The sequence below is a fragment of the Streptomyces sp. NPDC028298 genome (assembly GCF_055565895.1).
Window position 1 is genome coordinate 358,547 of sequence record NZ_JBVHTL010000006.1, and the last position, 15,909, is coordinate 374,455.

Below are 15,909 nucleotides of genomic sequence, written 5' to 3' on the forward strand. Positions count from 1 at the left end.
GCTCGGTGAGGCGGTCGAGGTGGTGTGCGTGTCGGAAGGCGTAGGAGTTGTTTGGGCGAGGCTCACCCTGCGGGTGCCGGATCTATCTGGCCCGGACGGCTTCCTGGCCAACGGATACGGCACGTACAGCGGTGGGTCGACGGCAACTTCCGATGCCGGTGACACGTACGGCATGTACGGCGGCGGCTCGACCAACTGTGCGGACGCCGGTGACACGTACGGCATGTACGGCGGCGGCTCGACCATCTGTGCGGATGTCGGTGACATGTACGGCACGTACTGCGGCGATGCATAGGGCGGCGATAGCGTCAGTTGTCGCAGGGAAGCCGTCGGCTGGAGCACCGCTGTGATGTGTGTTGGATTCGGTGACGCGAAGGTCGGAAGCGCGTTCCGCGCTGTGGACTGTGTGGCAGGCGCGGAGGTCGGGTGGGCGCCGGCGGGAATGCCTGACGCGAGAACCATCGACCCTGCGGCCAAGGCGCTGGCGGTTGCCAGGGCTATTCGGTGGACCGCGCGTATTCGGAGTGCCTGTCTTGGTTCCCGTGCCATAGTCAACCTCCTGGTGAGTTACGTGGCGTCATCAATTGATTACGCTACGCATTCGATTTGGAGGTGTCCTTCTGCGGTAGCCCAGATGGGGACAACTGCCCCCGCGAACGGGAATCTTGCTGGTCATGAGCGGCAAACGTAGGCCCAACGGGGCGAGCCGGGCCGTACCCCGGCCAAAACAAACGGTGAAGTTCGAGTAGTAGCCCGGCGTAGGGCGGACACCTCATCTCCGGCTGTCTCCGGCATGCGGTCAGCAGGTTGTGGCCGCACCGTGGCGTTCGCGCGTTGGAGGCGATCAGATGAAGCTCGCGGGGTACATCCGAGGGTCCGCCGGTGGACAGCTGGACGGATTCGGGCTTGAGGACCAGGAGCGCATCGTGCGCCGCTGGATCCGCGAGCACGGCCACCGCCTGGCCCACCTGTTTGTGGAGAAAGCCGTGTCCGGCACGGTCGCCGGCGACGAGCAGCCCGAGCTGGCCACCGCCCTGCTCTGGATCGAGGAGAAGAAGGCGCACGGCATCGTGGCGCCGAACCTGGACCGCCTGACCCGCGAGCCGGTCGTGCAGGAGGCGGCCCTGGCCAGTGCTGGAAGCACGGCGGCCGCGCATTCATGGCCGACCAGGGCGAGATCCTGCCCGACGACCCCGAAGACCCGATGCGCACCGCCATGCGCCAGATGATGGGCGTCTTCGCCCAGCTGGACCGCGGCATGACCGTGGCCAAGCTCCGCCGCGGCCGCCGCATCAAGGGTGAGGAGGGCCAGTACGCCTACGGCGCCCCGCCGTACGGCTGGCAAGCCCACAAGAAGGAGCTGACCGAGGAAGAGATGGAACAGGCCGGCATGCCCGCGCCCGACAGCTCCGCGACGAGGACGAGCTCTCGCTACGCGAAATCTGTGCCGTGCTGGAGGCCGAGGACATCCGACCCAAACGCGGGGAACGCTGGCACCCCGAGACCGTCCGCCGGATGCTCGCCAACCCGACCGATGAGCCACCGACCTTGCGCAAGCGGGTCAAGTAGAGGGGCGGTCTGTCCGCTCGTTGTCGCGGAGCACGACGTCTAGCACATCGGCAACCACTCGGTGGATCACTCCATCCATAGTCGCCACCAGCGATTCGAGAGAGCTGTCCGCGGGATCGTGGGCGGCAAGTCTCTCTTGCTCCTTCTGTCGAGCGTACTCACGAGCTTCGCGAATGCGTTCGATCATCTGAGATGCACTGATCTGCTCCATATGCCCCATCGTGGATCGACCTTAGAGAGGAACGCGGGAGACACACTCTTGTTGGACATGGAAACGCCCTTCCAGTCGGATGGGTCGCCGTCCTGGCGTCGGTGTCCAACAATCGATCGGTTGATGGACAGGGCGCTGCCAGAGCCGGGCCATGAACGCCATCGGTGTGGTGCGCTGACGCGATGCGTTTGCGCACTGAGCGAAGCCCGCCACCAATCGGGGGATAGCCACCGCGCGTCCAACTACTCGGCGCGACGATCCCTCTACCTTGGCCGGGTGACTTCAGCAGTCGAGTTTGTCCAGTTGTCGATGAGCTGTACGGCGTCCGGCTGGTTCTTGGGCGTGGGCGCCTTCCTGTTCATCCTCGCAGTCGGTGGCATTGCCTCGGGGGAGGGGCTTGATGAAGCTGCGGCTTGCTGCGGCATCGTCCTTGTCCTGATTGCGGGTGGCGCGCTGGCAGGGGTCGGCATCAACTCGTTTGTTGACGGTTGCCATTAGCGTGGCCGCTTCATCGCAGCCTCGGTGACGATGCCCCAGGGCGGGACGGTGGGACACCGCCCTCTGAACGTTGTCCCATCGGTTGTTGAGCAGAGTTCCCCCCGCGATCGTGAGGTCTACTGCGACGACGGCGAGGGCTGGTAGGACAACGCCCTGCTCGGCGTGCTGTAGGCAGCCCGCATGTCGCACCTCGGAGGCGTCGCTCCGTCAGTGGCACCAGGCAGCATGGCCTGCGCATCGCCCGTTGCGTTGGAGGTCGCCATGCCCACTTCGAGTCAACCACCGCGGCCACTACCTGATCACCTTGCCGAGATCATCGACGCTGCTGTCCGCCGACGCGCCGGACGTCCTCCCTGCGCGCCTGACAGTTCAGGGCTCCGGGACGAGCGCTACGCCAGACGACCGTTGGACGGTTTGGACGGCTACCACTTGTGGAGCCCCACCCGCGGGCTTAGCACCCTCTACTGCCCGCACTGGCGCGGCCACCGGGCCGACGGATGGCGGGAGGCGGAGTTGGGGCCTCCGGTTCCGGCCACACAGATCCCGCCCGACCAACGGTGTGGCGGCTGGAACGCCCCGCGGTACTTCCCCCGTCCGTGGCAAGGCCCCTTGCCCGAACAGTGGCCCGAGGAGAAGATCCCCCGCTGGTATGCGTGGTGGCGGCTCCACGACATCCAGGACGGCACCTGCGCCACCTGTGACGCCCCCGCTTACGCCATCGACCACGACCACGACACCGGACGGGTCCGCGGCTTGCTGTGCATCTCCTGCAACCACCTGGAAGGCAAGTGCGGGCGGAGTGCGAAGGCCGGGACGCATCCCGGCGAGCCGTGCTTTCAGGCTTACTGGGAGACGCCGCCGGCCGGGCCGCTGCGCTGGTTGTATGGCAAGACGACTCTGGCTCACCTCGGCCGAGGTGAGCTAGACGGCCGCTCCCTCTGACACCACGGACCACGACCACGCTGAAGAAGGCGGCCCGGTACACGGACGAGGACCCGGCCAGGTGGGCGGAGCAGTCACACCAGCCGCAGCACCGGCCTGGTGTCCGGCATCCCCAGCAACTCTCTGACCCTCGCCAGAGGCCAGGCTAGTTCCTGTGCCAGTTCGCGTACGCCCAGCCCGGTCTCCTGGACCGCCAGGTCGAATGCCTGGGACAGCAAGACCGGTTGCTCGCCCGGGTAACCGCTGACCGGCTCCGGGGCGAAGCCGGGCTGGCCGTCCAGGGCCCGGAGCCGCTGGTACGTCCTGCTCGCCGTGGCATCGGAGATCACCCCTAGTTCCCGGCAGCGGTACACCAGGGAGTGCACGGACACGCCCCAGGTCCGGCGCAGGCCTGCCAGTTGCCCCAGATCCATCCGCCGCGGCAGCAGAGGCAGGATGCTTGCCTGCGGCGTGAGGAACTCCGCGGCGAACGCGTCCGCCTCCCGTTCCTGCCTGCTGTCGCCGGTGGCGTCGCCGTGCAGCACCAGGTGCCCGAGTTCGTGGGCCGCGGTGAAGCGGTGGCGGTAGACGTCGTTGGCCCGGTTTTGGGTGAGCACCACCAGCGGGCGTGCGGAGCGCGAGGAGAACGCATCGACCGTCGCGGCGGCAGTATCGGCTTCCGTCGGCAGGACCACCACGATGCCGTGCGCCTCCATACGCCGGACGAGATGGGTGACCGGGCCATCCCCGAGACCCCACTGGCGCCGCAGTTCCTGGGCGGCAGCTGTCGGCTCCGCCGGCAGGGCCACACCGGGATGCACCTCACCGCCGGCGTAGCCGGGCAGGTCCACGGGCGGCAACTGCACCCGGCGCTCCAGCGCGTAGGTCAGCTCCCACACCTGCTCGACGAACGCCAGAGCCCGCTCGCGCTGAGCTTTCGGGGTGCTGCGCAGGCTGCGGAAGTGAGCCATCGAGGAGTCCAAGCGCTGGCTCGGCCTGCCGGCGATGAAGAATTCCACCGGCACGTCGAGGGCCTTCGCCAGCTGCGGCACCAGGTCTGGCCGGGGGCGCGAGACGCCCGTCTCGTACTGGCCCACCGCCGCCGGGGTGACGTCAAGGTGGTCGGCCACATCCTTCTTGGTCATCCCGGCGAGACGCCGGGCCTGGGTGAGCCGGGCGGGGTCGAAGGCGTCGACCACAGCGCGCGGGCTGGCTGGACGGTCTTCCAATCCCGGAAGGACCGGGTGATCAGTTCTCATTGTTCTCACGGGTCAGAGGTTCGATGGGGGCGACTTCGCTCACCGGAGGGACGTCCAGCTTCCGCTCCGCGTCAGGGCGGGGCGCCAGCGCGACGAGGGGCTGCTCACCCTCGTCGAAGTCGGGGTGACTGGCCAGCTGCTGCGGGATCGTGAGCTTCGGCGTCGGAGCGACCGCCAAGGGCAGCGGCTCGGGGTCGATGACCCATTCCAGCGTGCCGCTTTCATCCGCCAGCGCAGCAACACCCCAGTAGGGCTTGAGAAGGCCGGCCGCGTTGCAGGCGAAGGGCACGAGGACCAGGCGCGTGCCCTCCGGCAGGGCGGCAAGCCTCGGCCGGAGCGCGACCGCGCTCGGGTCGAATGCATAGTCCCCGAAGAGGTCTGCCTGCTCCGAGGGCGGGGCGAAGGCGAACAGCTCACGGATCACCGACCACACGTTCTGGATGCGCGCGGTACGGACGTTGGCGTCCTTCTTGGAGAAGCAGAACGGGTACAGCAGCCCGTTCCCGATCCGGACCAGGTCGAACTGGAAGCCGTTGGGCTTGACCAGTTGGGCGCCCGGGAGGTCCGCCAGCTGCTCGCTGACCCGCTCGAACGCCCCGCGGTAGCGCGTGACGCCGTGGACCTGAGTGGAGGACACGTCGGCTTCCTGCTGCGAGGCCCGCGCGTTGGCCTGCATGTCGACCAGGGCCTGGCCGATCCCGTCGCGCACGTCCCGAGCCGTCTGCTCGTCGTTGAAGAGTTCGCTGGCCCAGGCGGAAACGGGGATGTCCATGCAACCGGCCCTTCCGATACGGCGCTTCACAGCGAAGCATGCCGACAGTGCTATCACTTTAGTTGATCTCAATCAACTTGCATATGCGCTTTCGTGAAATTGGTTGGGAACAAGTTTTGTTGGGCCGGAATGCCGTTGATCTCAGCGGGAGGCATCGTCTGTCTCCACAACTGATGGATGTACTCGATACACCGCAGCTGGTTGCCGTCCGCGCGATCCAGCTCGTTCTTCATGGATCCGACAGACGTAGCCGTGCTCCTCGAGGAGCCTCAGTGCCGGAGCCGTGGAACTTACGGTGGGGAAGGCCCGGCGGCGGGCCGTGACGAGTTCGTGTGCTTTGAAGCTGGTTGCCTTCGTCCGGCGGATCCAATCGAGTACCTGCTGGGCTTTCTCGGTGTCCGCGTCGGTCTCCATGAGGCCGAAGGCCGCGAGCGCGTGGGCGGTGTAGTACTCGCCGATGGCGATGGCGCGCTCGATCGTGGTGGCCTCGATGGGCTCGCCCCAGCGGCCTGTGGTGCGGTCGGCGAGGTGGAGGAGGCCGGCGATGCGGGCGACTGCGCCGACGTACTTGCCTGCCCAGTCGTCGATATGGGCCAGGGGGCCGTCCGGGCGGAGCTTGGGCTCGATGTCTTCCTGCAGCTTGATGACGGCCTGGTCGGCGAGCCCGGAGCACTTGATGGTGACCGCCTCTGGGAGGTCCGTGAGGGTGTGGACCAGAGTCGTGAGGCCGGACTCGTACGCGCGGGACGTTTTCTCCGGGACCGGGGGGACGACGATCTTGCGGTAGCCGAGGGTTGAGGCCGGGAGGGAGAAGAGGAAGCGGGCTAGGAGGCCTCGGCCGCGGGCGCCGGGAGTCTGGGCGAGGTCCATCAGGACCGGAGGCTGCAGGGTGATGCCGATGGTGAGGGCCGGCTTCTCGCCCAAGTCGGCTTCGCGGGTGATGCGTTCGGCCTGCAGGCGCTCGCCCTTGTGGCCCTGCAGGAAAACGCCGAGGTTGGGGCGGGAGCTGTAGCGGCCCGCGATGATGTCGAACAGGTCGCCTTCCGGGGAGAGGACACCGAGGCGGCCGTGCGTGCTCAGGAGCTTGGTCAGGGTCTCGGGGGTGACGTCGCCTGAGGCGGTCAGGCGGGGCTTGGGAGGTACGGCGATCGACTCGGCTTCCATGCGCAGGCCTGCGGCCTCGGCCACCAGGGATGTGGCCGCGGTGGAGTCGTCCGTCTTGCGGGCCTTGGCCAGGATGGCCTCGGCGCGGGCGTCTGCGGCTTCTTTGGAGACCTCGGCCTCGATGATGGAGGGGCGAGCGTCCTCCTGCATGGCTGTCTCGATGTCGTAGATCGGGCGGGTCATCGCGGCGAAGACGTCGGACTTGCGGGAGGCCGGGGGCATGGCGACGACCAGGTAGAGGTTCGTCTGCTCGACCCAGCCGTCTCGGATCTGGACGTGGACGCGTCCGCCGGCGGCGGTGGACAGCGCGGCGAGCGCCATGGTCGCGGCCATGTCGGCGGGGGTTTGGGTGAACTCGGCTACTGCGGCGATGTGTTCGGCCACCCAGGTGGGGAGTGCGTCGACGGGGAATGCAGGGAGTGGGCCTTGCTCGCCGAGCGGTGTCGGTGCGGGCCAGCGTTCCTCGACTGTGGTGCGGGCCAGCGCATGCCGTGCTGCGGCGAGCAGTTCGTCGTGGTCTTCGCCGGAATCGCGTGCCGCTTGGATCAGTCGGGTCCCGAGTCCGAGGATCTGCCGTCGATCGGCGTGCTCGCGCACGATCCTTGCGTAGTGCTGTCCAGCAGCTGCCGTCGGAGCCGCCTCGCACAGGGAGTGTAGATAGGACGCCCCGCCGACTCGCTGCAGATCGCCGGACTTGGCCAGCGCGTCGGTGAGGACGACAGGGTTCGGCGGGATGCCGCCCGCCACGAGCTCCACGATCGCGCGCCAGATCGTCTCGTGGACCGGGCGGTAGAAGACCGCGGGGTCCTGCCCGAGCTCCTCCTCGATCTCGGGCAGGACGGCGGCGTCGAGCATGACAGCGCCGAGGACGACCTGCTCGGCTTCGACGCTGTTCGGCGCCTCGGTCATGGGGATGACGTTGTCGCCGGGGGCGTGCTGGGGCGTGCTCACGCCGCTCCTCTCAGTGCGGTGGTGCTGTCGCTGGACCACGAGTCGGTGATCCACGCAGGCAGTTCGGTTGGCTGGGTGTCGTGGACGACCGTGAAGGGGCCCCACCGTGTGGGGCTGCCCGCCGCCGGGATGTAGGAGCCGGCGGTGTACAGGGAGATGTGCCAGCCGAGTGAGCTGTTGGGGCCGCGAGTCGCGGGCGGGCAGGGGCCGTTCGGATGCCTGAAGTACAGGTGCGTGCCGCCGAAGGGCGTGCGCACGGTGTACGTCTCGGTCGGGTACGCGGCTTTGTGGCGTTCCGCGAGGACAGCCAGGACGTCCGACCCGTCCACCACTCCGGGCAGACACCACTCGGGCGGCGCCTGGAGCCCCTGTGCGGCCGGGACGAGGTTGAGCACGACCAGGCCGGAGGGACAGGGCGCGATGCCGACGCCGAAGGCGCCGGCGCCCCAGCAGCGACGGATGCGCTCGGGGTCGGTGGTGGCGCGGTCGTGCCAGTCGCGTACGGCTGGCACGAGGCCGTCGACCTGCAGCGGGAAGACATGCCAGCCGCGGGAGGCCGCCGCCAGGGCGGCGGCCTCCAGGTCTTCCCACTGCTGGGTGCGGTGAGCGGTCACAGCCGCACCTCGACGTAGACGCGTACGAGGGCGCTGTCGCTGCGGCGGTTCGGGTACGGCTCGGACGCCTCGACGACGGTGACGACCTGGCGGAGGCGCTCGACAAGCTCGGCGGCCTCGTCGGGGGTGGCCATGATGCGGATCTTCACGCGGGGTCTCCTTCTGCGAGGGGGATGGCCGTCTGGCCAGGGGCGACGAGCCGGGCGGCGCGGGTCCGGGCCGCGGTCCTGGCGTGCAGGGCGGCGTCGTACGCGAGGTGGCAGGCCTGGCACATGGCGGCGAGGTTGTCGTCGGCGCAGTTCTCGGGGACGTCGTCGAGGTGGGCGACGGTGAGGACGACCCGCGAGCCCGTGACCGGGTGAGGCTCGCCGTGGACGGCCGTGCAGCGGCTGACATGGCGACGACCGCAGCGGCCGTCACATTCGCAGCGCCCGCCTGCACGCTCGAAGCGGATACGACGGCTGATCTGCGGCCAGTCGCGGGGGTAGCGGGCCCGCATCTCGGGGCGGATGGGCATCAGGTGCAGATCTCCTTGGGATGTGGCCGGTCCCCAGCGCAGGGCGGGCGTGGAGTAGGGGGGCGGCAGGGGGTTTCAGGCGTGGTCGTAGCGGTGGCGGGCGATGAGGAGGGCCAGCAGGTCCTCGTCGTTGGACTGGCCCGCGTACGAGCCGGAGGGGGACCAGGCGTGCCACCAGAAGGACGTGATGCCGCGGTAGTCCTCGGCGGTCAGGGCCACGGTGTAGCCGTTCAACTCGCCGACTTCGACGGGCTTTCGAAGGGTGCTCTTCACGGCGTTCGGCTCCTTTCGGAGGCGGTGTGGCAGTCGAAGCAGTGGCCGTAGCGGCGGGGCAGGCAGTAGCCGACGTCGCGGCGGCACTCGGGGCAGAAGCGGCGGGCGGCCAGGGCCTTGGCGAGGGCCTCGATCTGGGGCCAGGTCATGACGTGCTTCGGCTTGGCCTGGCTGCGCAGATACAGATGGGCCTCACGCTTGCCCTTGCGCCAGACCAGCCGGGCCGCCACGGGCCCGCCGGGACTCAGCCGCTCGGCGGCGAGTTGGCGGCGGGTCGCGTAGACGCGCCGGTCGGCCTGGTTCCATCCGAAGACCGGCAGCCCGCCCGTCATGACGCGGCTTTGCCGCGCACCGGGTTGACCCAGCCGCCGAGGAGGCCGCGGACGTAGTCGGTGCTGAGACCGACTCGCTCGGCGATCTCATGGGTCGGGGTTCCGAAGGATGCCAAGTGCTCGATCTCTTCACGCCGCTCGGCGGACGAGATCGCGCGATGCTCTTCCGCGTGCGGCCGGGCGCCGGGGTCGTCGAAGGCGTCGTCGTCCCAGGCCATAGGTGGAGCCCAGCCGCGGGCTGCCGCGTACCGGCGGGCACGGCCCACCTGCGCCGGCTGTACCCCGTGTTCTGCCGGGTCCGCATCCCACCAGGCGTCGTACAACTCGGCGACGCGGCGGGCAGTGGAGGTGAGGACCAGGCGCTCATCGAGCTGCAGGCCCTCGCCGACGCTGCCGAGCGCCCGCGCGATGTGCACCTTGGGCCAGCCGACGGCGACCAGGGCGCGGATGCGGCGCCATGTGCCGGTGGCGTCCACGAGCGCGCCGCCGGCGAGGAGTTCGACGGAGTAGTCGACGGCCAGGAGGCGTTCGGCAGTCTCGCGGCGGATTCGCTGGGCGGGTCGTTGGCCCCTGGCCGGGACGCCGTACAGCAGCTTGGTGATCGTGCCGTTCGCGACGCCGGAGACGTTGGCGATACGACGCCATCCCATGCCCCTGGCCATGAGGTCCCGGACGTGACGACGGGCGGGTTCGGCGTCGACGTACGGCTGCCAAGTGCCATACACCTTCTGCCGCGTGCGGTGCTGCTCGTACTCGCGGTGCGCTGTGCGGCAGGTCTCGCAGCGGCAGCCGTGGTTGCTGTAGCGGCTGCGTGTGCCGTGGGCGGGGAGGGTGCGGGTGGGCGTCATCGTTCACCGCGCAGGGCAGCGACGATCGGGCCTGCCTGCTGGTTGATGCCGGAGGCCAGCGTGGCGACGGTGCGCTTGGCGTCGTCGACCAGGCCGTGGCCGCGGGTGTGCTGCTGCGCGGGCAGGCACCAGCTGGTGTCCACCACCAGGCGCACGACGGTGGTGGCCAGCAGAGCGGGGCGCTTGGATCCCGGCTCGAACAAGGTCTCGTACGGGGAGAGGTAGTGACGTTCTGAGTCCCAGTCCTGCCAGCTGTAGGGGATGTCACGTGCCGCACGCAGGTCGTGGTGGTGCAGCGGCACGTGCACGTCGACGAGCAGCCGGCCCTCGCCGTCCTCGGCGAAGGCCAGGGTGATGCCGCGCAGGTCAGACCGGATCTCGACGTAGCCCGGCGACATGATGGGCGAGGTCGCGACCTTCCAGGCCGCGGTGGCGAACTCGGCGGTGGGCAGCGGCCGGTCGGGCTCGTCGTATTCGTGGAGCCAGGACAGCCGCTGGTTGAGGTATGCGCCGTAGCGGGAGTGGCCGTCGGAGGCGTTGCGGCGATCGTGCTCGTCGTCGACGAGGGCGAGCGTCGTGGGGCTCCAGCTTTCGGAGGTCACGGGCATGATGAGGGTACTCCTTCGCACCGCGTGGTGGTTGAGGGGTTCTGCGGGGCGAGGCCGTTGCTGTAGGAGGCTGGCGGCCTCGCCCCGTGTTCTGCTGCCGGGCCGACTCAGTAGCCGAACTCGGAGCGGATGAGCTGGGCGAGAGAACGGTCAGGAGTCGTCGAAGCGGTCCTGCTCGCACCCGTCGCACATGGGCACCTGCCAGTCCTCGTCGTTGACGTTCCAGGCGAACGGATCCTGGCGGACCCGCACGTCCGGCTTGTCCTCGCCGCAGAACTCACAGCGCGTCACGCCGGTCACCTCCAGGTCCACGGTTCGCCGGCGTACGCCGCGCGGTCGGCGGCGTACGCCAACTCGTCGGCCGTGACGCCCCAGTCGCCCGGCATCAGCCGGTGGACGGCCGCGGTGCGCAGCACGTCGGCGACTCGGCTGGCCTCGGCAGGGGCGACGGTGAACGGGTCGCCCGAGGGGCGGTTGAACAGGTAGGCGATCGACCGCCAGTCGCTCGCGGACAGCACATGCGCCAGCTGCTGCGCGAGGTTGGACATCGACGTGTACGAGCGGCGGAACTCGCCGTTCGCGTTGGTGCCGTGGGAGACGTTCCAGCCCATCAGATCGTGCTCCTTCCATGGCGTGCTTCGGATGCGGCAATGCGCAGCAGGGCGAGGACCTGCTTCTTGGTGCGGCCGGGGGCGTCGTTGAAGGCGACGTAGCTGCCGCCTCCGGCGGGGGCGAGGACCTTGTGGAGGTGGGCGTCTGCGCGGTGGAGGGTGTCGGCGTCGCCGTAGCCCAGGCGCAGCAGGACGTACTGGGCGCCGCGGATGCAGCGGCCGCCGTCCTCGTCACGGTCGGTGTCCTGGGTCCAGCCCCAGCGCTCGATGACCAAGGCGGTCAGTTCGAGGTGTTCGGCGGCGGTGACCTGCCGGGCGCCGGCGCCCCACCGGTTGCGCACCAGGGGTATGGACAGGGCCCAGTCCGGCAGGCGCCGCAGCCAGGCCGGCGGCGGAGCGAGCACGGGGGCCCCGGTCGCAGCCGGGGAGAGGGCGAGGCCGCGTAGGGCCTCGTCGATGAGTTCCTGGGTGGATTTGGTGACCAGCGGCCGGGCGGTGGTGCGGGTCCGGGCAGCGAGGTAGCGCTCGATCTCGACCACCAGGCCGTCGACGTCGATCGGCGCCTCGACGGCCCGTTCGGCGGCCCGGCTTGCTCTGGCGGGGGCGGTCGTGCTCATCTCGTACTACCTCCTGCGTGCGTGAGTGCGCGGGTTGGGGAGGGGCGCCCCCTGGTGCTGTCCAGGCGAGAAGGGGGCGCCCCGATGCGTTGTCACAGGTCGTCGGGCCTGTCGGCGTTGTAGTCGGCGATCTCCTGCAGGGAGATCCCGACCTTCCGGGCGGCCGCGAGGGCGGCCGCCATCGGCTGGGGGTCGGTTCCACAGCCGCTCATCGCGTGCTCCCAGACGAGATCCGCAGCGCTCTTGAGCAGCTGCTCGCGGTCGGCGGCCCCCACGGCTATACCCGCCAACTGCCGAGCGGGCGGTGCCGCTTGGGGTCGCTGCCGTCGGCCACGTGCTTCTCAAGGCCGCGGATCTCGGCCTCGTCGAGGTACGCCTCGTAGCCCTCGGGGACGGGCCCGGCGACCTGCGGGCCGGGGCTGCCCAGGCGACGCATGTTCCGGGGCTGGTCCTCGTAGACCGGGCCGAAGTTCTGGCACAGGGTGACCGCGGACATGCCGCCCTCGGTGCACGGGTTGCCGGTGAACGACAGCCGCCCGGTGAAGACGTACTCGCTGTACATCTGCGGGTCTTCGTACGGGGCGAGGTCGGTCGCGATGTTCGCGATCACGTAGTAGGACTTGCCGAACTCCAGCTCGCGGGCGAATTTCTTCGCCTTGGTCGGCTCCCAGGCCTTGCCTGCCATGACGTGCTCCTTCGGTGTCGGGTGGTGCGGGTTGGGGTGGGGCGCCCGGGTGCTGTCCAGGCGGGCGGGCGCCCCGGTCGGGATGGTCAGATCAGGCCCCAGTAGGAGGGCTCGTAGGTGCGGCCCTGAGGGCCGCGGCCGGTGCAGCGGGAAGCGTGCGTGCGGGCCTTGTCGTCGATGTCCTCGACCCGGTTGACGTCGTCGTAGACGTGCCAGCAGCCGTCGCACTGGTAGCCGTTGCGCAGCAGCGGCATCTCCGCGACGACGATGACCGTGCGGTTGCCGGGCGTGCGGTAGCGGGCGTAGATGCGGCCCTTGTAGCTCCTCACGGGCACGATCCCTTCCGTCCTGGTTTGCCAGGTGGTCGAGTGGGTGGTCGCCCCCTGGGTGATGCCAGTTATGTGCTGGTTTGGCAGGTGGTCGTCGGGGCGGTCTGGGTGGTCTGCCGACCGGTTCGGTGCCCGGTAGGACCGGGGTGCGTACTGGGGCATTCCAGGCGTCGACCGGAGGGTGACCGGGGTGGTCTGTCGCTATTTGCGCGCTGCGTCGGCGAGTTGCTCACGGGTGTAGCCGTTGGGGTTGGCCATGCCGTCTATCGGGCCGAGCTTGCGGGTGGTGCCGGCGCCCGCGTCCCGCAGCTGGGACTGCAGGGAGCCTGGGGTGAGGTCCTTGTAGCGGTCCGGGTAGCGGGTCTGCAGGAGTTCCACCAGGCGCTGGGTGCGGATGCGGTCGACTCCGTCGGCGTCCATGACGGCGGTGCAGTCGGCGATCAGGTTTCGGGCGGTGGCCTCGGCGGCGTGGGTCTTGCCGTATTCGACGGCGTCGCCGGTGAGGGTGCCCGCCTCTTCGCGCAGCTGGCGGCCGCGCAGGCAGATCTCCTTGAACTGAGGAAGGTCGATGACGTCGGCCTTGAGGGTGACGTGCCCGTCGTCGCTGCCCTGGTCCAGGACGACGACGCCGCGGCTGGCCTCGGTGAGCAGGTGCGGGGCGGCGCCGTTGGCGACGGCGTCGTCACCGAGGACCATCTTGGAGCTGCGGTCGCCCTTGACCCGGTAGGAGGCGCGCTTGGCGCAGACCTCGCGCAGCTTGGTGGGCACGCTGTCGGCGTCGGGGCGCTGGGTGATGAACACGCCCATGCCGCCGACGAAGCGGGTCACGCGCACGTAGCGGGCGAAGCCTTCGACCATCAGGTCGCGGCCGGAGCGGGTCTTGACCCGGCCTCCGGCCTCCGGGTCGCGGTCCTCGTCGACGGGGACCTGTACGAGGGCGGCGCCGTCCAGGAGCTCCTGCAGCTCGTCGACCACCAACAGGACTGGGCCCATGCCCTTCTTGGCCAGCTCTGGGGTGATCTTCCCCTCGGGTACGGACTCGGGGTCCTCCTCGTACAGGCGGTCCAGTTCGGTGCCGCGGTCCTGCATCTCCTCGATGGTCTGGCCGATCACATCGAGGACCTGGCGGATGATGCCGGGGGTGGCCCCGGCGATCCACTGGTGGGCGATGTGCCGCAGCGGTGCCCAGTCCGGCCCGGTCTTGCCGGTGATGACGATGATCCGGACCGTCGGGTCCAGCGCGGCCGCGGCCGCCACCAGTCGGGCGAGGTAGGACTTGCCGTAGCCCATCAGCCCGCCGATGAGCAGGGAGAACCAGATCAGGTGCAGGGTGTGGCGGCCCCGGCGGGCGTCCGCGCCGAGCGGGACACCCTGCTGCCAGAAGTCCCAGTGCTCCGCCGTGATCAGCTCCGAGGGGTGCTTGTCGGTGCCGTAGGGGTTGTCCTCGTCGGCGACCCACAGCACGAACCGGCCCTCGTGACCATCGTCCGAGGTGTCGGCGGACATCTCGATCCGGGTCTTCTTGATCCGCATCGCGGAGGCGAGGTCTTCGACCTTGCTGATCGCGGCGGACGCCTTGACGCCCCGCGGGAGTTCCACGGTGGCGGTCCAGCCCGGCCCGGACGGCTGGATGACCCCGGCGAGGTGGGTCTCGTCGCGCTGCGCCTCGGTGATGATGCCCGCCTTGACCAGCGCGGTGACCAGGTCTGATTCACCCTGGACCCGGCCCGACTCCCGCTTGATGAGGCTGACCCTCCCGAGGTTGGCCAGGGTGTCCGGCATGAACGGCGCCGCGTCCGCGGGTACGGCTTCACCGGTGGCCTGGTCGACCACCATGACCGTGCCGTCGGGGGCCGTGGTCAGGTCGACCGCCCCGGCCTGCCCGGCCGCCTTGTCGTCGACCAGGGGGCGGGAGAGGTACCACCAGCCGAACGGCGCGGCACCCAGGGCGGCGAGCGCGAGCATGGGCTCCACGGTGAGGACCACGTTCACGTACACCACGACGACGCCGACGGCGCTCGCGAGGCGGCCGGCCTTCTTCGCCCAGCGGGCCCGGCTCAGCGCCCGGCCGTCGACCTTCATCCGGTCGGCGTCCGCGTCGCCCGCGATGAGAGCGAGCTGGGCCTCGGCTCCCGCCAGCTGCACCGCGATCCCGGTCGCCTCCTCCTTAGAGGCGCCTCGCAGCCGGGCTTGCAGCGTCTTGATCTGACCCCGGACTTCGGCCTCCTTGCTCTGCTGGGCCAGGCGGCGCCGGCGCTCCACGTGCTGGGCAAGCTGCTCGTCGGTGACGTCCGCCGTCGCGAACCACGCCTGCAGGCGCTGCGTGACACGGGCGCGCTGCTCGGCGAATGCGGCGGCGGCCTGGGTGCGGCGGTGGGCGGCCCACTCCTTCGCCCGGTCGCCGCGGCTGGCCTCCTCTGCCTCGATGATCTCGGCGTCGACGACGCCTTCGTTTTCTCCGGTGGGGTGGGAGTGCATCTCGATGGCCATCGGCCGGTTTCCCCTCTCCCGGGGCGCGTGACGCGCCCCGGCTAGTTGGCTTGCTGGCTAACTGGCGGGTCGGTGGCCTAGAAGCCGCCCCAGACGTTGCCCAGGGAGGCCGCGGCGGAGACGCCCAGGTTCTGCAGCAGCGGGCCGAAGGTGGTCGGGGCGAGAACGACGCCGAACATCACCAGCGCGACCGCGTGCCAGGCGTTGATCCGGCCCTTCTTGACCATGACGAAGGTGAAGATGGCCAAGCCGATGCCGAGCATCGCGACGACGCTGATCGTTCCCCCGGCCGACTGCGTGCGGACCTGCTGGGTCTGGGCGTTGAAGTCCGTGTACGCCGGGGTGCCGACGCCGGTGCCGGTGTTCTGTCCGTCCGCGATCGTGACGACCGTGCTGCGGTGCGAGGCGTTGGCGCGGTAAGCGGCGGTATCGAGGCCGCGGACGTGGATGGTCTTGCCCGAGGGGAGGGTGACCGGGGCGCCGGCCGCACGGTCGACGGCGGCCTCGACGGTGGCCGTGGCCTTCTCGGGGGTGTCGGCGTGGACGGTCCCGGCGGTGCCCAGGAGGGCAGCGGCGGCGGCACCGGTCAGGGCGAGGGTGCGGATGATGCGAGCCATGGTCGTGTTCTCCTTCGCGGGGC

The 15,909-nt window shown here is 69.7% G+C and carries 23 protein-coding genes and 1 pseudogene; 5 read left to right on the top strand and 19 right to left on the bottom strand.

Annotated elements, in window-relative coordinates; all coding sequences use genetic code 11:
* From ACZ4TO_RS27175 to ACZ4TO_RS27185, 3 genes and pseudogenes are all read left to right on the top strand, one after another.
* Positions 1-295: pseudogene (locus ACZ4TO_RS27175) on the top strand (hypothetical protein); the annotation flags it as partial.
* Positions 296-848: 553 nt separating this feature from the next.
* A complete protein-coding gene (locus tag ACZ4TO_RS27180) occupies positions 849-1,229 on the top strand; it encodes a recombinase family protein (RefSeq protein ID WP_468025437.1) in 381 nt (126 codons plus the stop codon).
* 109 nt (positions 1,230-1,338) lie between these two features.
* Positions 1,339-1,569: a recombinase family protein gene (locus ACZ4TO_RS27185; protein WP_468025558.1), complete on the top strand. Its 231-nt coding sequence runs from the start codon at positions 1,339-1,341 to the stop codon at positions 1,567-1,569.
* On the opposite strand, the gene ACZ4TO_RS27190 is transcribed toward ACZ4TO_RS27185, so the two are convergent.
* On the bottom strand, positions 1,562-1,780 hold the full coding sequence (locus ACZ4TO_RS27190) for a hypothetical protein (protein WP_468025438.1): 219 nt from the start codon (positions 1,778-1,780) through the stop codon (positions 1,562-1,564). The genes ACZ4TO_RS27185 and ACZ4TO_RS27190 overlap by 8 nt on opposite strands.
* A 276-nt stretch (positions 1,781-2,056) precedes the next feature.
* Here ACZ4TO_RS27190 and ACZ4TO_RS27195 point away from each other — a divergent pair, with 276 nt between their 5' ends.
* Together ACZ4TO_RS27195 and ACZ4TO_RS27200 are read left to right on the top strand one after the other, a co-directional pair.
* Positions 2,057-2,278, top strand: coding sequence for a hypothetical protein (locus ACZ4TO_RS27195; protein ID WP_468025439.1), 222 nt, complete (start codon positions 2,057-2,059; stop codon positions 2,276-2,278).
* Positions 2,279-2,887: 609 nt separating this feature from the next.
* Positions 2,888-3,220, top strand: coding sequence for an endonuclease VII domain-containing protein (locus ACZ4TO_RS27200; RefSeq protein ID WP_468025440.1), 333 nt, complete (start codon positions 2,888-2,890; stop codon positions 3,218-3,220).
* A gap of 74 nt (positions 3,221-3,294) precedes the next feature.
* On the opposite strand, the gene ACZ4TO_RS27205 is transcribed toward ACZ4TO_RS27200, so the two are convergent.
* The 18 genes from ACZ4TO_RS27205 to ACZ4TO_RS27290 all read right to left on the bottom strand — a co-directional run bounded on the left by ACZ4TO_RS27205 (position 3,295) and on the right by ACZ4TO_RS27290 (position 15,886).
* Positions 3,295-4,428, bottom strand: a complete 1,134-nt coding sequence (locus tag ACZ4TO_RS27205; RefSeq protein WP_468025441.1) for a helix-turn-helix domain-containing protein — start codon at positions 4,426-4,428, stop codon at positions 3,295-3,297.
* Between the two features lie 19 nt (positions 4,429-4,447).
* Complete coding sequence (locus ACZ4TO_RS27210) at positions 4,448-5,230, bottom strand: hypothetical protein (protein WP_468025442.1); 783 nt, start codon at positions 5,228-5,230, stop codon at positions 4,448-4,450.
* A gap of 141 nt (positions 5,231-5,371) precedes the next feature.
* The gene (locus ACZ4TO_RS27215) at positions 5,372-7,345 is read right to left on the bottom strand and encodes a YfjI family protein (RefSeq protein ID WP_468025443.1); all 1,974 of its coding nucleotides are present in this window, start codon (positions 7,343-7,345) and stop codon (positions 5,372-5,374) included.
* Positions 7,342-7,959 (bottom strand): bifunctional DNA primase/polymerase, encoded by a 618-nt coding sequence (locus ACZ4TO_RS27220; RefSeq protein ID WP_468025444.1) that lies wholly within the window; start codon positions 7,957-7,959, stop codon positions 7,342-7,344. Before ACZ4TO_RS27220 ends, ACZ4TO_RS27215 begins: the two co-directional genes overlap by 4 nt.
* Positions 7,956-8,108, bottom strand: a complete 153-nt coding sequence (locus ACZ4TO_RS27225) for a hypothetical protein (RefSeq protein WP_468025445.1) — start codon at positions 8,106-8,108, stop codon at positions 7,956-7,958. The genes ACZ4TO_RS27220 and ACZ4TO_RS27225 overlap by 4 nt, the downstream gene beginning before the upstream one ends.
* On the bottom strand, positions 8,105-8,476 hold the full coding sequence (locus ACZ4TO_RS27230) for a hypothetical protein (protein WP_468025446.1): 372 nt from the start codon (positions 8,474-8,476) through the stop codon (positions 8,105-8,107). The genes ACZ4TO_RS27225 and ACZ4TO_RS27230 overlap by 4 nt, the downstream gene beginning before the upstream one ends.
* A gap of 75 nt (positions 8,477-8,551) precedes the next feature.
* The gene (locus ACZ4TO_RS27235) at positions 8,552-8,749 is read right to left on the bottom strand and encodes a hypothetical protein (RefSeq protein ID WP_468025447.1); all 198 of its coding nucleotides are present in this window, start codon (positions 8,747-8,749) and stop codon (positions 8,552-8,554) included.
* A complete protein-coding gene (locus ACZ4TO_RS27240) occupies positions 8,746-9,081 on the bottom strand; it encodes an RRQRL motif-containing zinc-binding protein (RefSeq protein ID WP_468025448.1) in 336 nt (111 codons plus the stop codon). Before ACZ4TO_RS27240 ends, ACZ4TO_RS27235 begins: the two co-directional genes overlap by 4 nt.
* A complete protein-coding gene (locus ACZ4TO_RS27245; protein ID WP_468025449.1) occupies positions 9,078-9,929 on the bottom strand; it encodes a hypothetical protein in 852 nt (283 codons plus the stop codon). The genes ACZ4TO_RS27240 and ACZ4TO_RS27245 overlap by 4 nt, the downstream gene beginning before the upstream one ends.
* On the bottom strand, positions 9,926-10,537 hold the full coding sequence (locus ACZ4TO_RS27250; protein WP_468025450.1) for a hypothetical protein: 612 nt from the start codon (positions 10,535-10,537) through the stop codon (positions 9,926-9,928). The genes ACZ4TO_RS27245 and ACZ4TO_RS27250 overlap by 4 nt, the downstream gene beginning before the upstream one ends.
* A gap of 150 nt (positions 10,538-10,687) precedes the next feature.
* Positions 10,688-10,828, bottom strand: coding sequence for a hypothetical protein (locus tag ACZ4TO_RS27255; protein WP_468025451.1), 141 nt, complete (start codon positions 10,826-10,828; stop codon positions 10,688-10,690).
* A 5-nt stretch (positions 10,829-10,833) separates the two neighbouring features.
* Complete coding sequence (locus ACZ4TO_RS27260; protein ID WP_468025452.1) at positions 10,834-11,148, bottom strand: DUF7739 domain-containing protein; 315 nt, start codon at positions 11,146-11,148, stop codon at positions 10,834-10,836.
* Positions 11,148-11,765, bottom strand: coding sequence for a DUF6197 family protein (locus tag ACZ4TO_RS27265; RefSeq protein WP_468025453.1), 618 nt, complete (start codon positions 11,763-11,765; stop codon positions 11,148-11,150). Before ACZ4TO_RS27265 ends, ACZ4TO_RS27260 begins: the two co-directional genes overlap by 1 nt.
* A 92-nt stretch (positions 11,766-11,857) precedes the next feature.
* Positions 11,858-12,055 (bottom strand): hypothetical protein, encoded by a 198-nt coding sequence (locus tag ACZ4TO_RS27270; RefSeq protein WP_468025454.1) that lies wholly within the window; start codon positions 12,053-12,055, stop codon positions 11,858-11,860.
* Positions 12,043-12,450: a hypothetical protein gene (locus ACZ4TO_RS27275; RefSeq protein ID WP_468025455.1), complete on the bottom strand. Its 408-nt coding sequence runs from the start codon at positions 12,448-12,450 to the stop codon at positions 12,043-12,045. Before ACZ4TO_RS27275 ends, ACZ4TO_RS27270 begins: the two co-directional genes overlap by 13 nt.
* An 86-nt stretch (positions 12,451-12,536) precedes the next feature.
* Positions 12,537-12,779: a hypothetical protein gene (locus ACZ4TO_RS27280; RefSeq protein WP_468025456.1), complete on the bottom strand. Its 243-nt coding sequence runs from the start codon at positions 12,777-12,779 to the stop codon at positions 12,537-12,539.
* A 201-nt stretch (positions 12,780-12,980) separates the two neighbouring features.
* Entirely contained in the window at positions 12,981-15,269 is a 2,289-nt protein-coding gene (locus tag ACZ4TO_RS27285; RefSeq protein WP_468025457.1) for a hypothetical protein, read from the bottom strand.
* Positions 15,270-15,346: 77 nt separating this feature from the next.
* Entirely contained in the window at positions 15,347-15,886 is a 540-nt protein-coding gene (locus ACZ4TO_RS27290) for a hypothetical protein (protein WP_468025458.1), read from the bottom strand.
* Between the last annotated feature and the right edge of the window lie 23 nt (positions 15,887-15,909).

Excerpts from the sequence above, each read along its gene's own strand:
- ACZ4TO_RS27250 (WP_468025450.1), bottom strand. The coding sequence starts at position 10,537 with ATGCCCGTGACCTCCGAAAGCTGGAGCCCCACGACGCTCGCCCTCGTC.
- ACZ4TO_RS27265 (WP_468025453.1), bottom strand. The coding sequence starts at position 11,765 with ATGAGCACGACCGCCCCCGCCAGAGCAAGCCGGGCCGCCGAACGGGCC.
- ACZ4TO_RS27230 (WP_468025446.1), bottom strand. The coding sequence starts at position 8,476 with ATGCCCATCCGCCCCGAGATGCGGGCCCGCTACCCCCGCGACTGGCCG.
- ACZ4TO_RS27260 (WP_468025452.1), bottom strand. The coding sequence starts at position 11,148 with ATGGGCTGGAACGTCTCCCACGGCACCAACGCGAACGGCGAGTTCCGC.
- ACZ4TO_RS27245 (WP_468025449.1), bottom strand. The coding sequence starts at position 9,929 with ATGACGCCCACCCGCACCCTCCCCGCCCACGGCACACGCAGCCGCTAC.
- ACZ4TO_RS27275 (WP_468025455.1), bottom strand. The coding sequence starts at position 12,450 with ATGGCAGGCAAGGCCTGGGAGCCGACCAAGGCGAAGAAATTCGCCCGC.
- ACZ4TO_RS27210 (WP_468025442.1), bottom strand. The coding sequence starts at position 5,230 with ATGGACATCCCCGTTTCCGCCTGGGCCAGCGAACTCTTCAACGACGAG.
- ACZ4TO_RS27190 (WP_468025438.1), bottom strand. The coding sequence starts at position 1,780 with ATGGAGCAGATCAGTGCATCTCAGATGATCGAACGCATTCGCGAAGCT.
- ACZ4TO_RS27240 (WP_468025448.1), bottom strand. The coding sequence starts at position 9,081 with ATGACGGGCGGGCTGCCGGTCTTCGGATGGAACCAGGCCGACCGGCGC.
- ACZ4TO_RS27285 (WP_468025457.1), bottom strand. The coding sequence starts at position 15,269 with ATGGCCATCGAGATGCACTCCCACCCCACCGGAGAAAACGAAGGCGTC.
- ACZ4TO_RS27180 (WP_468025437.1), top strand. The coding sequence starts at position 849 with ATGAAGCTCGCGGGGTACATCCGAGGGTCCGCCGGTGGACAGCTGGAC.
- ACZ4TO_RS27290 (WP_468025458.1), bottom strand. The coding sequence starts at position 15,886 with ATGGCTCGCATCATCCGCACCCTCGCCCTGACCGGTGCCGCCGCCGCT.